At 63.6% G+C, this 12,928-nt stretch carries 13 protein-coding genes; 6 read left to right on the top strand and 7 right to left on the bottom strand.

Translation table 11 applies throughout. The features are described from left to right. Positions 1 to 94 precede the first annotated feature (94 nt). The 4 genes from ACM6IP_RS03840 to ACM6IP_RS03825 all read left to right on the top strand — a co-directional run bounded on the left by ACM6IP_RS03840 (position 95) and on the right by ACM6IP_RS03825 (position 4,471). Positions 95 to 1,438, top strand: a complete 1,344-nt coding sequence (locus ACM6IP_RS03840; protein WP_095168634.1) for a gluconate:H+ symporter — start codon at positions 95 to 97, stop codon at positions 1,436 to 1,438. 38 nt (positions 1,439 to 1,476) lie between these two features. Further along, entirely contained in the window at positions 1,477 to 2,829 is a 1,353-nt protein-coding gene (locus ACM6IP_RS03835) for a D-serine ammonia-lyase (protein WP_414860979.1), read from the top strand. Between the two features lie 56 nt (positions 2,830 to 2,885). Then, complete coding sequence (gene dsdC / locus ACM6IP_RS03830; protein ID WP_095168638.1) at positions 2,886 to 3,833, top strand: DNA-binding transcriptional regulator DsdC; 948 nt, start codon at positions 2,886 to 2,888, stop codon at positions 3,831 to 3,833. 134 nt (positions 3,834 to 3,967) lie between these two features. After that, entirely contained in the window at positions 3,968 to 4,471 is a 504-nt protein-coding gene (locus ACM6IP_RS03825) for a signal peptidase II (protein ID WP_159996327.1), read from the top strand. Here ACM6IP_RS03825 and ACM6IP_RS03820 read toward each other — a convergent pair. The 6 genes from ACM6IP_RS03820 to soxR all read right to left on the bottom strand — a co-directional run bounded on the left by ACM6IP_RS03820 (position 4,468) and on the right by soxR (position 10,106). Then, on the bottom strand, positions 4,468 to 4,908 hold the full coding sequence (locus tag ACM6IP_RS03820) for a hypothetical protein (RefSeq protein ID WP_414860978.1): 441 nt from the start codon (positions 4,906 to 4,908) through the stop codon (positions 4,468 to 4,470). The two genes, ACM6IP_RS03825 and ACM6IP_RS03820, sit on opposite strands and share 4 nt — an antisense overlap. A gap of 116 nt (positions 4,909 to 5,024) precedes the next feature. Then, entirely contained in the window at positions 5,025 to 5,315 is a 291-nt protein-coding gene (locus ACM6IP_RS03815; RefSeq protein ID WP_414860977.1) for a hypothetical protein, read from the bottom strand. 48 nt (positions 5,316 to 5,363) lie between these two features. Further along, entirely contained in the window at positions 5,364 to 6,641 is a 1,278-nt protein-coding gene (locus ACM6IP_RS03810; RefSeq protein WP_414860976.1) for a flavohemoglobin expression-modulating QEGLA motif protein, read from the bottom strand. A gap of 152 nt (positions 6,642 to 6,793) precedes the next feature. Beyond that, positions 6,794 to 7,228, bottom strand: coding sequence for an HIT family protein (locus ACM6IP_RS03805; RefSeq protein WP_095168648.1), 435 nt, complete (start codon positions 7,226 to 7,228; stop codon positions 6,794 to 6,796). Between the two features lie 96 nt (positions 7,229 to 7,324). Continuing rightward, a complete protein-coding gene (locus ACM6IP_RS03800) occupies positions 7,325 to 9,499 on the bottom strand; it encodes a TonB-dependent siderophore receptor (protein WP_414860975.1) in 2,175 nt (724 codons plus the stop codon). A 142-nt stretch (positions 9,500 to 9,641) separates the two neighbouring features. Next, the gene (soxR, locus tag ACM6IP_RS03795) at positions 9,642 to 10,106 is read right to left on the bottom strand and encodes a redox-sensitive transcriptional activator SoxR (RefSeq protein ID WP_095168650.1); all 465 of its coding nucleotides are present in this window, start codon (positions 10,104 to 10,106) and stop codon (positions 9,642 to 9,644) included. A gap of 108 nt (positions 10,107 to 10,214) precedes the next feature. Between soxR and ACM6IP_RS03790 the strand changes: the two genes are divergently transcribed. Both ACM6IP_RS03790 and ACM6IP_RS03785 read left to right on the top strand, forming a co-directional pair. Next, positions 10,215 to 11,672: an MFS transporter gene (locus tag ACM6IP_RS03790; protein WP_414860974.1), complete on the top strand. Its 1,458-nt coding sequence runs from the start codon at positions 10,215 to 10,217 to the stop codon at positions 11,670 to 11,672. Between the two features lie 101 nt (positions 11,673 to 11,773). Continuing rightward, the gene (locus ACM6IP_RS03785) at positions 11,774 to 12,208 is read left to right on the top strand and encodes a GFA family protein (protein WP_414860973.1); all 435 of its coding nucleotides are present in this window, start codon (positions 11,774 to 11,776) and stop codon (positions 12,206 to 12,208) included. Here the strand turns inward: ACM6IP_RS03785 and ACM6IP_RS03780 are convergent. Further along, positions 12,164 to 12,730, bottom strand: a complete 567-nt coding sequence (locus ACM6IP_RS03780) for an AAA family ATPase (RefSeq protein WP_414860972.1) — start codon at positions 12,728 to 12,730, stop codon at positions 12,164 to 12,166. The genes ACM6IP_RS03785 and ACM6IP_RS03780 overlap by 45 nt on opposite strands. Between the last annotated feature and the right edge of the window lie 198 nt (positions 12,731 to 12,928).

The raw sequence follows: 12,928 nt of genomic DNA, 5'->3' as shown, positions 1-12,928 counted from the left end.
CATCCTTTGTAAGCCCCCAGACCCCTGGCGCTTAATCGCCGCGGACCGCGATCCGCGCGGTCTCATGCGCTCACTACAATAACAAGGGGATGTCATGCACGAAGAGGCGGGTTTACTACTGATTTTGATGGCGGCTATCGGCTTGATTGTAGTGCTGGTGGTCAAGTTTCGCGTCCATTCCTTCCTGGCGTTGATGCTCGCCAGTTTTGTCGTCGGGGCGGGTGCGGGCATGCCGCTGTCGTCCATCGCCGACTCCTTTGAAAAGGGCATGGGCGGCACCCTGGGGTTTCTTGCGGCGGTGATTGGCCTGGGGAGCATCCTGGGTAAGATGCTGGAAGTGTCCGGTGGCGCCGAGCGTATCGCTCGCACGCTGCTCAGCACCTTGGGCGAGCAACGTGCCTCCTGGGCGATGATGCTGGTGGGCTTCATTGTCGGCATTCCGGTGTTCTTCGAGGTCGGCTTTGTGTTGCTGATTCCGCTGATCTATGTGGTCGCCCGGCAAACCCGCTTGAACATCCTGTATGTCGGCCTGCCCCTGGCGATTTCGTTGATGACCGTGCACTGCATGCTGCCGCCGCACCCGGCAGCCATGGCGATCACCCAACTGCTGGGCGCTGACGTCGGCAAGGTGATTATCTATGGGCTGATCGTCGGCCTGCCTACCGCCATCGTGGCGGGACCGGTGTGGGTCAAGCTGGTGTGCAAGCGCCACGAGCCGGCCAGCGGCCAGAGCTTCGCCGCGGCGCCCACCAGCCTGGCAGACACCCGCGTGATGCCAGGCCTGGGGCTGACGCTGTTGGTGATCCTGCTGCCGTTGTTGCTGATGGTCGGCAAGACCCTGGTGACCATGAGCCTGCCCCAGGGCAGTGGCTTCTATCAACTGATGAGCTTTCTCGGCAATCCGCTGACCGCGCTGGCCATTGCGGTGGTGTTCGCCTACGGTTCCCTGGGCCTGTATCGCGGGCTGGGCATGGCCGAGCTGCAGCGCCTGACTGAGCAGTCCTTTACGCCGTTGGCCAATATCCTGTTGATCATCGGTGCCGGCGGGGCCTTCAATGGCGTGCTGATCGACAGTGGCGTAGGCAAGGTCCTGGCCAGCACGCTGTCGCAATGGGACCTCAATCCGATTCTGCTGGCCTGGTTCGTCGCCGGCCTGATGCACCTGGCCGTGGGCTCGGCCACTGTGGCGATGATCAGTGCCGCGGGCATGGTCCTGCCGCTACTGGACGCGATGCCTGGGCAGAACCGCGAAATCGTGGTGATTGCGATCGGCGCCGGCGCCATTGGTTGGACCACGGTGACCGACTCGGCGTTCTGGGTGGTCAAGGAATACCTGGGGGTGTCCCTGGGCGAGGCGCTGAAAAAATTTACCGTTGGAACCTTGCTGGCCTCGGTCGTGGCCCTGGGTATGACGTTATTGGTATCGCAGTGGGTTTGAGCACACCCGCGATGCTGTCCACTGTCTGGAGTAGAACCATGATTCACAACAAATCCCTGGCTGACTGGTGCCAGAGCCATCCCCTGATTGGTCCGTTGACCCGGGTCGAGCCCGTCACCTGGTTCAACCCGGCCCTGGCGCCGACCGCGCAGGCCTTGAGTGATGTGCCCCTGGGCCTGGCCGACGTGGATGACGCCAGCGCCCGGCTCGAGCGGTTTGCCAGCTACATTCAGTCGGCGTTCCCCGAGACCCGGGCGAGCGCTGGCATCATCGAGTCGCCGCTGATTGCGCTGCCGCGCCTGCAGACCACCCTCTGCGCCGAGGCGCAACTGCCGGTGCAGGGCGCACTGTGGCTGAAGGCCGACAACCTGCTGCCGATTTCCGGGTCGATCAAGGCCCGGGGTGGCATCTATGAGGTGCTCAAGCACGCCGAGGACCTGGCGCTGGCCGGCGGCCTGATTCAGCCGGGCGCTTGCTACAGCAGCCTGGACAGCGATGCCGCCCGGGCCTTTTTTGGCCAGTACAGCATCGCCGTTGGCTCCACCGGCAACCTCGGCCTGTCCATCGGCATCATGAGTGCGCGCCTGGGGTTCAAGGCCACCGTGCACATGTCCGCCGATGCCCGGCAGTGGAAAAAAGACCGCCTGCGCGCCTGCGGAGTGACGGTGGTCGAGTATCAATCGGACTACAGCGTCGCCGTCGAGCAGGGCCGGCAGCAGGCCGAGAGCGATCCCAAGTGCCATTTCGTCGACGACGAGAACTCGATCAATCTGTTCCTCGGTTACGCGGTGGCGGCGCGTCGCTTGCAGCACCAACTGGTGTCCGCGGGGATTACGGTCGACGCGCAACACCCACTGTTTGTCTATCTGCCGTGCGGTGTCGGCGGCGGCCCTGGTGGCGTTGCCTTTGGCCTGAAGCAGATTTTCGGCGACGCGGTGCACTGCGTGTTCGCCGAGCCGACGCACTCGCCATGCATGTTGCTGGGGGTCTATACCGGGCTGCACGACGAGGTCAGCGTCTATGATTTTGGCATCGACAACCGCACCGCCGCCGACGGCCTGGCGGTGGGGCGACCGTCGGGGTTTGTCGGGCGTTCGATGCAACGCTTGCTCGACGGCTACTACACCCTCAGCGACGAGCAGATGTACCGCCTGCTGGCCCTGCTGCATGCCGAGGAAGGCCTGAAGCTGGAGCCCTCGGCGCTGGCTGGATTGCCCGGGTTCCTGCGGGTGCTGCAAGAGCAACAGGGCTATCGTCAACGCCTGGGTCTCGACGCACAGCGCCTGGCCAACGCCACGCACCTGGTGTGGGGCACGGGCGGCAGCATGGTGCCGGCGCAAGAAATGGACGCGTACCTGGAGCAGGGACGTACACTGTTGGCCGCACACTAGCCATTGCACCCGGGGCCGCGCGGCCCCGGGTTTCTCGCCCGCGGAAAAACGCCCCGATGCTGAACCTGCCTCCTCGATTGAGCTCCCGGCTCAACAGCTCACAGTTCGCCAACCTGCACACCTTTCTGGTCGCCGCCCGGCACCTGAGTTTTGCCTTGGCTGCCGAAGAATTGTGCGTCACGCCCAGCGCCGTCAGCCATCGCATCGCCCGCCTCGAACAAGCCCTGGACCTGCGCCTGTTCGAGCGCCTGACCCGTCGGGTGCGCCTGACGGGGGAGGGCGAGCGCGTGTTTGCGATCCTCGAAGGGGTGATGGAGCAGTTGTCCGAAGCCCTGCAACAGTCGCCCCAGGCCGAGCTGTGCGGGTCGGTGGCGCTGTATGCCCGTCCTTCGGCTGCGCAATGCTGGCTGGTGCCACGCCTGGCGGACTTTCACCAACGCTACCCGAACATTGCCCTGGACATCCGCGTCGGCAACGACGCCATCGATTTTCGCACGCAAAACGTCGACCTCGCGCTGCTCTACGCCAATGGCGAATTCCCTGGGCTGGCCAGTCATGCCTTGATGAGCGAGACCATCGCGCCGGTCTGCAGCCCGCTGTATGCCGAGCGCCATGGCCTGCTTGAGGCGCCGCACAACCTGCGTCACTGCACGCTGTTGCACGATGCCCTGGCCTGGGACAACGCGGTCTACGATGCCGAGTGGCAACTCTGGGCCCGGCAGCAGGGGCTGCTCGAGGTCTTGCCGCAACGCGGGCTGACCTTCGATCGCTCCGACTTGTGTGTGACAGCGGCCATCAACCACGCGGGCATCGCCATCGGCCGCCAGCGCCTGGTGCAGAGCCGCATCGACCAGGGCGAACTGATCCTGCCCTTTGGTGGATTTTCCCAGCCGGGGCGCTACGACTATTTTCTCGTCCACCCCCATCGCGATCCCATGCCCCCTCGGGTGCAGGTGCTGATCGACTGGCTCAAGGAAAAGGCCGGCGCAGGCATGGCGGATTGAGCCGCCAGCGGAACCGACCGCTCCCGGTTGACGGTGGATGGACGACACTCGTCAGCTGCGCTATCTTGCCGCCGCTGCCAAAACGGCGGTGCGTGCCTCCTGTCCAGGCATGAGAGTCAGCCCAAGGATTGTTCATGGAACGAGTCACAACGAGTCGCTGGTTTGCCGTACTGCTCGGCCTGGTATTTATCGCGTTCGACCAGTGGATCAAGGTGCTCGCGCTGCTGTCTCTGGCGGCGCAGAGCTTCAAGATCGGTGGCAGTTTCGCCTGGCTGGATATCGCCCTGAGCCTCAATCCGGGTGCGTTCCTGAGCCTGGGGGCCGGCCTGGCACCGGCGGTCAAACAACTGATTTTCATCGTCGGCGTGGGCGCTGTGGTGTGCTGGGCGATCGGCTGGGCCTTGTCGCGCTGGGCCAGTTCGCCAGGCAAGGCGCTGGCGGTGTACTGCATCGCACTGGGTGGGGCGTCGAACCTGATCGACCGGGTGCTGCGTGACGGGCACGTGGTGGATTACCTGGTGCTCAACCTGGGATCGCTGCATACCGGGGTGTTCAACCTGGCCGATATCGCCATCATGGCCGGAGCCGCGGCCTTGCTGGTGGCGGAGTTGCGTAAGCCGCGCCAGGCCCGAGGCTAGTCACAGGTCACGCTGACGGCCTTCGCCGCGCGCTGCAGTTCCTGTTTCACGTCCACGGTGATGCGCTGTTCCATGCGGCGCTGTTCGAGGAAGACCTGGTCGCCCCGGGTGTCCACCTGCGCATCGATCGCCGCCGCCTCGGCCTCGATGGCGGCAGCATGCGCGGCAATCACCGCATTCACCTCGGCCTCGTTGCTGGCGGCGTCGAGCGCCTGGATCAGCGCCGCCACTTTGGCTTCCTCCTCCTGGCTGTAAGCGTCCAGCGACAAACCGGCCGCCAACGCGCGCGCCCGAATCTGCACATCCTTGAGCGCCTGCCGGGCCTCGGTGCACTGCACCTCGCGCTTGTGCTGGTTGACCATCTGCCACTGGACCAGCACGTAACTGGTCACGCCGATAAGCGCCACGGTGAGGCCAGCCATCAGCCGACGGCTCATGGCCGCGTCCAGGCAGATGGGGAGAGGGGGATGCACCAATACATCGTATTAATCCATTCGGAGGAGTTCAAAGCGTAGCAGCAGAATCGATCCACTCCGTTTGCTGGCCGTCGGTGTTAGCGGGTTTTGCACTGGGCCAGCACCACTTTGCAGGTGCTCGGCGTGCCGCCGGATCGACCGGCGTAGCGTTGACAACTCACCATGGATTTTTGCCGCGCCGCACCCAAGGTCGAGCCCCAGGCCAGGCCGCCTTCCCCGGCGGTGGGCAGCGCCTTGGCATAGCAGTTGGAGCCCTGGCTGCTGCTCGCATAGGTGCTCCGGCTGGTTTTGCTGCTGCATCCCGCCATCAGCAGCAGTTGCAGGGCGAGCAGGCAGGTCGCCCATTTCCCCACGGTTGTCGCGTTCATCTGGCTTCCCCTGAATGGACTTTGGTTGCCGCCCAATACGTCCATGGTTCACATGGCGCTGGCATCGCTTTCGTGTTCGTCGGCGAAGGCCATCAGCACCTGCAGATCCAGCACCTCAAGCTTTATCCGCGAGATGAAGGCTGAAAACGCCAGATTCGCCGCCAGTCGCCGCAGATCACTGGCCCAGGCGGGCAGGTAGGTCGGTCCCTGGAGCCAGCCGGATTCGAACAGCGGTGCCAGGCGTACGGTATCACCGAGGGTCAGGCGCCCGGCAAATAAATGTCCGACCAGGTCCGGGCGGTTGTCGCGGATGGCGATGCGCAGCAGTGTATGCACACCGAGCAATCCGGTCAGGTAGGCCGCGTCCTTGGTGAACGCCGCGCCGCCACGCAGGTCGGCCCCGCGGAACACCCGTTGGGTTGAGCGGAACGATTCCTCCTGCGATTGGCCGGCCGCCAGGAACCCTTCGAATACCTGGATGAAATCGGCGCCATCCAGCGCCTGCTGGACCGCCAGCACTCGCAGGGCCAGGCGGCGCAAACGGTTGATGTCCATGCTGGCGGTGAATAGCTCGGCGAGGGTGGCAATGCCTTCCTGGGTCTGGGTGGTGCGTGGGGCACCGAGGCCGAGGCTTTTCAGATTGGTCTGGCGGGCGCCGTTCTGCGCCGTGGCGACATGTACGAAGGCCTCGTGTTGCAGCAACTGCTGTTTGTCCAGGTCCGAGAACAGCGCGCTGGCACGCAGGCGGATCCGGCTTGCGCCGGCAATCGCCTTGGCGGCCAGGCTCGGGTCGAGCACGACGCTGATCTGGCCGGCGCCGAAAAAGCTGTCCAGCTCCGGTTGCATCCAGGCGGCGAAAGCCTCGGCCGGGATGTCGGCCTGGCTTGGGGGAATCCGCGCGCCGCCCAGCAGCGCGTCGGTGGTCTTGAGGAAGAACTGGGCCGCGTCGAGCATGCTCAATTGCAGGTTCGTGTAATAGAAGTCCGGACGCCGGTACAGCGCCGAGGAGTAACGGGTGAAATCGGGAGTCCCGATGGCGCCCAGCATGCGCCCGGCCGTGGCGTAGCTGCGGGCGGTCATGGCCAGGTAATTGCCGGCCGGATGGCCCTCGTCACAGCGTCCGGCAAAGCTTTGCAGGGCGGCAATCTCGGCGCTGTGCTCACGCGCTTGTAACTCGACCCTGGGCAACGCCGCCTTGCCGGCGCGCCAATTGGCCAGGAACACCTGTTCAATCCCGACCGGCCAGGACAGCGCGTCCAACACACGGATCCTGCGGGCCAGACCAGGCAGGGCAGCATCGAGTTCTGACAGCGCAGCCGTGCTCATGGCAGTCACCTGGGCAGTGTCGGGTGTTCAATAAAAGCGTAGCAGCTGCCGAGCCCGCGAGGCTGCGTTCGAGGACGCAGTCCTCGCCGGGGGGGCGTGGGTCCTTAGCGTCTGCTACGCAGCCGAACGCAGCCTCGCGGGCTCGGCAGCTGCTACGGGGTAGTCAGCAGTTCGGCAATTTTGCGGCGCAGCTCACCGTGGGTTTCTTCGGCGTAGGGTGGGGCGGTTTTCCAGTCGTAGAACCAGGCGGGCATTTTGCGATGTTTTTCCGGTTCTGAGGCGTAGCGCGGGAATAGGTGGCAATGCAGTTCTGGCTCGGAATTGCCGAGGATCTCGTAATTCATCCGTAGCGCCCCGGTAGCCTGCAGAACGGCGTCGCCGATGCGGGCCATGTCGAGCAGGTAGGTGGCCCTGGCCTGGGCATCCAGATCGTTCAGGCTGGGCACCACAGGGTCGGGCAGCAACAAGCAGTATCCCGGCAGGAACTGCACGTCGCCCATCACCACCCAGCCAGATGCCAGGCGACAGATAACCTTGTCGTTGGCGCCGTTGCGCGCCATTTCTACTCGTTGCGAGATCAGAGCCATGTGCCTGTCCTTGGAGTGGGGGAGAAGAAGTACCGTCAATCCGTGCGCTATTCAAACATGCATCAGCAATCGTGCGCGTCCCTGCGCCCGGGCTATCTAGAAGCTGTATTTGGCGGTCAACATCATGTTGCGCGGAGCGCCGTAGGTGTCGCCACCGTAGCTGGTGGAGTTGGAGATGGACGAGTAGTACTCGCGGTCGAAGATATTGTTGGCGTTGAGTTGCAGGTCCAGGTTCTGGTTGACCCGGTAGCCGGCCATCAGGTCAGTAATGGCGTAGGCACCTTGCTCCAGGCGGTAGGTGCTGCCATCTGCCAGCGCGACGTCGTTGTACATGCGGCTCTGCCAGGAGATGTTGCCGCCGACCCGCAGTTTTTCCAGAGGGCCCTGGAAGCGGTAGCTGGTGGTCAGCTTGAACAGGTGCTCCGGGGTGTCCGTGTCGAAACGCTGGTTTTCGTTCTGCGGGTTGGCCGCATCCTTGAGGGTGTGCAGGCGTGCATAGGTGTAGCCGCCGCCTACCTGCCAGTTCTCGGTCAGTGCACCTTGCAGTTCGAAGTCGATACCCTGGCTGCGAATCTCACCGGAGGCCTCATAGCAGGTAGCTTGCGGGCAGTCCGGTACGTACACCTGCACAGCGCGGTTTTCCTGGTCGATGCGGAACACTGCCAGGCTCGCATTCAGCGCGCCGTCGAAGTATTCGCCCTTGATGCCGACCTCGTAGTTCTTGCCGACGATGGGCTTGAGCGGAGTACCGGAGGTGCCCTTGGAACTCTGCGGGGTGAAGATGTCGCTGTAGCTGACGTAGACCGAGTGATGCTGGTCCAGGTCGTAGATCAGGCCGGCGTAGCGGGTGACGTTGCGGGTGACCTTGTAGTCGCCGTCGCCATCGCGGTTGTCGTAGTCGTACCAGTCCAGGCGGCCGCCGAGGATCAGCTTCAACGGGTCGGCCAGGCTCAGGCGGGTGGTCATGTACAGACCGTCCTGGGTGGTCACTTCGCGGCTGTTGTCGGTGTGCACGAAGTCCGGTTTGCCGGCATTGATCGGCCAGTTGGTGTCGTACGGGGAGTAGTTGTGGGTGGTCATGTCGTAGATGCGTTTGCTGGCGCCCACGACCAATTCATGGCTGCGCCCGAGCGCTTCGAACGGACCACTGAGAAACGCATCCACGCCGGCCTGGTTTTCATCGTGGCCGGATTGGTAGACGGTACGGGCCAGGGTGTTGTTGACCCAGCGCGACTGGTAAGACCCGGTGAATATTGCATTCTGTTCGGCGTAGTTGGCGTTGAACTGCAGCTTCCAGTCATTGGCCAACTGCTGGCGGACTTCGGCGAACAGGGTGTTGATCTCCTGGTCCTTGTTCTCCCAGTCAGTCCCGGGGTTGTAGGAGCGCGGCAGGTCCAGATGATGACCATCCAGGCCGATCATCGAAGAGCCCCAGAAGTAGTTGGTCTTGTCCTTCTGATTGGAGAAACCTAAGGTCAGGGTGGTGTCTTCTCCAAGGTCTGCTTCGGTGACCGCGTAGAACAGGCCGTGCTGTTCATCGACATCATCGACGAAGCTGTTGGTGTCGCGGTAGGACGTCACGACCCGGCCGCGCAAGGTGCCGTTGTCGTTGAGCGGGCTGGAGGCGTCGACTTCGCCGCGGTAGTTGTCCCAGGTGCCGGCGGCGCCGGTGAGGGTGACTTGCTGCTCGGCCAGTGGCCGCTTGCGGACCATGTTGATGGCTGCCGAAGGGTTGCCGGCACCGGTCACCAGGCCGGTGGCCCCGCGTACCACCTCGACCCGATCGAACATCGCCAGGTTCGGCTGGGCGCCGACCACCGCGCCTTGATAGCCGCTCGGGATGCCGTCATACATCAGGTTGTCGATGTCAAAACCGCGTGCCGAATAGGACTGCCGGCCGGGGCCACCGGAGTAATCGAGGAACAATCCAGGGGTCGCATTGACCACATCGTTGATGCTGGTCATGGCCTGGTCGTCCATGCGCTGGCGGGTAATCACAGTGACGGCCTGGGGCGTTTCACGCATGGTCAGCGGCAGTTTGGTTGCAGTGGACATGGCGCCGGTGGTGTAGGAACTCGTGCCTTCGGTCGTGCTACCCAGTTGGGTGCTGGTAATTTCGGTAGCGCCCAGTTCCAGGGTGGTCGGCCTGGAGGTTTCTGGTATAGCGCTGCTGTCATCGGCAAAGGCTGGCGCCAGGGTAGCCATGCAGATGGCCATGGCCAGCAGATTTCGGGGCGCATTCAAATAACGCAGCGGGGTAACGCGCGGCATAAGGTAGGTTCCTGGTTGTTAATGATATAAATAGGGCTATTGAGAATCATTAACAAACATTCTCTCAGGTATTGCAGCGGCGAAGAAGCCTGCCATGAAAAAAATCTATGGGAGAGCTACAGCGTGGGGCAGGTCGCGGTACTCAGTTGTTGGCCGGCGTGTCCTGGTCGAGCAGGACCGCACCGCTGCCCAGTTGGCCCAGGCGATCACCGGGATTGCGCAGCGGGCAGTCGTCGATCGACAGGCAGCCGCAGCCGATACAGCCGTCGAGTTGATCGCGCAGTTGGGTGAGGCTGTGAATCCGCTCGCTGAGCATGTCGCGCCAGATCGTCGACAGGTGTTGCCAGTCGTGCGCGGTCAAGGCGCGCCCGGTCGGTAGTTGGTCGAGCGTCGCCTTGATGGTCGCAAGGGGGATGCCTGCGCGCTGGGCGATCTTGATAATGGCTACCCGGCGCAGCACTTCGCGCGCATAACGCCGCTGGTTGCCGGCACTGCGCTCGGCGTGGATCAAGCCCTTGGCCTCGTAGAAGTGCACGGTGGCAACCGTCACACCGCAGCGCCGGGACACTTCCCCTACCGATAGAGGCACGCGAACATCGATCGACATGGCAGCTTTCTCTTGACCTCATCTATGGATGAGGTTTTATAAGGAGGTCGGCTTGCCGTTGCAAGCGCCCATTCGCGGTGGCGAGTGGGATCACTGACTGGAGCTGACATGGACACGTGTGAAGGACCCACTGACGATCATCTGCAATCTGTGGCACCGGCAGGCACCGGCTGGGCCGACCTGCTATCGGGGGCCAATGGCGTGCGCTCGCTGGCACTCGCCGGTGGCGTGGTGCTCCATGCGATCAATGTCTATATCGCTACTACCATCCTGCCCTCGGTGGTCAAGGACATCGGCGGCCTGGACTACTACGCGTGGAACACCACGCTCTTCGTCGCGGCTTCGATCCTCGGCTCGGCGCTGTCGGCGCGCTGGCTGACTGGCATGGGACCTCGTGGCGCGTACATTGGTGCGACTCTGGTGTTTGCCTGTGGTGCGCTGATCTGCGCATTCGCCCCGTCAATGGCCGTGATGCTCACGGGCCGGCTTGTCCAGGGGCTGGGCGGCGGGTTGTTGTTCGCCTTGTCCTACGCGATGATCCGGCTGGTTTTCGCTCAAGCCTTATGGCCGCGGGCGATGGCCCTGGTCTCCGGCATGTGGGGGGTGGCCACCCTGGTCGGTCCCGCCGTCGGGGGGATCTTTGCGCAACTGGGCGTGTGGCGGGCGGCGTTCTGGTCGTTGATCCCGGTCGCCATTCTGTTCGCCCTGCTGGCGGCACGCATACTGCCCAAACGCAGCGCGGACCAACCGTCGCGCGTGCCATTGCCGTTGGTCCAACTGGTGCTGCTGACAGCGGCGGTACTCTGCGTGTCGGCGGGCAGCGTTGGGTCGATGCTGTCGTGGAATATCCTCGGTCTTGGCGCAGCCGCGATCCTGACAGCCCTATTGATCTGGAGCGAAAGTCGCGCCCGCCAGCGATTGCTTCCGGCCGGTGCATTTTCCATGACCTCGGCGCTCGGTGTGCTCTACGCAACGATGTCGTTGCTTGCGGTCGCGGTCACCAGTGGCGAGATCTTCGTGCCGTTGTTCCTCCAGGTCCTCCATCAGCAGTCGCCGCTGATGGCCGGTTACCTCGCGGCGCTCATGGCGGCGGGTTGGACGCTGGGATCGATTGGCAGTTCAGGCGCGAGCGCCAGGGCAGTGGGCCGGGTGATCCTCGCCGGTCCACTGCTCGGATTCACCGGCATGGCGGCGCTGGCCGTTCTGCTGCGCAGCGAAAGTGGCGGCGACTGGCAGGCACTCCTGCCAATCTGCCTGGCGCTGGTGATCATCGGCTTGGGCGTCGGCCTGGCCTGGCCCCATCTACTGACCCGGATATTCCAGGTGGCACCGGCGGGAGAGCAAGACCTGGCATCGGCGTCTATCACCACCGTGCAATTGTTCGCGACCGCGCTCGGTGCGGCGCTGGCGGGAATGGTGGCGAACCTCGCCGGCCTGACTGATCCCGGAGGTGTCGCTGGTACGGCGAATGCCGCAAGCTGGCTGTTTGGCGTGTTCGCTCTCGCACCGCTGCTGGGCATCCTGACGGCCCGGCGGGTGGCGCGGGGGATCGGCGCGAACTCGTAGCGCAGGTGCAGGACATCTCGTTGCCGACCGGTGTTTTTTCTGGTCCTCGGCCAGTCCAGCCTGTAGAAATGCCGAACTATCGTTGTACAAAGGAGCAATCCATGACATCCGGGCAATGCCTGTGCGGGGCGGTACGTTTTTCCCTGGAAGTTGAACCGCGCTATTTCTATCGCTGCCATTGCACCCTGTGCCGCAAGCAAACCGGGGTCGGCCATAACCTCGCGACGCTGGTCAAGGCGGCTGATTTTCGCTGGGTCGCAGGGCAGGAGCAGATCAGCAGTTGGCAAAAACCCAGCGGCTACCGCAACGACTTTTGCTCGTCATGTGGTTCCACGGTGCCGAATCCTCTGCGCCAGACCCCGTACTTCTGGATTCCTCTGGGGCTGCTGGAGGCTGAGCTGAACATCGCGTGCATCGGCGATTTTTGCACCGATGACGCCATGCCCTGGGACCAGCACCGCTCGCCGAACAATCACCGTGCGGCCCCGGAATCACTCGGGTTTATCCTGCAGGCCCTGCAGGTCGACGCTGATTGATTGCGGCGTTGCCGGCAAGCTGTCGACAAAGGCGCGGATCTGCCGCGAACTGCGCAAGTGCAGGGTAGGGATGTGGGGCCCGATGGCCTGGCGCACCATCTCGATGCCTGGACGGTAGCCACGGTCGAAGTTCCACACGAAGTTCAGGAAGGTCAGGAACGCCCGGTCGATCTTCTCGCTGCAGCCTGCGGGAAGGTCGGGGCGAGGGCGGTTCATGACGCTGCGCCGGATCACTCGGGTGAAGCAGGTGAGCCGCGGTGTATCGAGCCAGATAATCAGGTCGGCACCGGGCAGGCGCAGGTCGAAGGTGCGCCGGGCATAGTTGCCTTCACAGACCCAGGCCTTTGGCGCAATCGCGGCCTTGACCCGGGCGCGGAATTGCTCGGCGTCTGGCTCGACCCAGCCAGGCTCCCAGAACAGCCTGTCCAAATGCACCACGGGCAGGCCAAGGCGGCTGCCGAGGACGCGGGCCAGGGTAGATTTGCCGCTACCGGCGTTGCCGAGAATTACAATCCGTTGCATGAGCGCACTGCCTGTCGCGAAAAAAGCCGGCGATTGTGCCTAATGCCGATCAGTTAAGCGACAACAGGAACCTGTAGCAGCTGCCGAAGGCTGCGTTGGGTGGCGCAGCGACCCCTGCAATACCAAGTCAAACGAACGTCCTGTGGACCTTGACGCAGCCTGAGTGGTACGGGCTTGAGCTTGCAGGTATCTTGCGCT

This window comes from Pseudomonas sp. IT-P176, from assembly GCF_949767245.1.
In the GTDB taxonomy this organism is placed as follows: Bacteria; Pseudomonadota; Gammaproteobacteria; order Pseudomonadales; family Pseudomonadaceae; genus Aquipseudomonas.
Note: the sequence above shows the minus strand (reverse complement) of the source record. Positions and strands in the feature narration are given on the sequence as shown.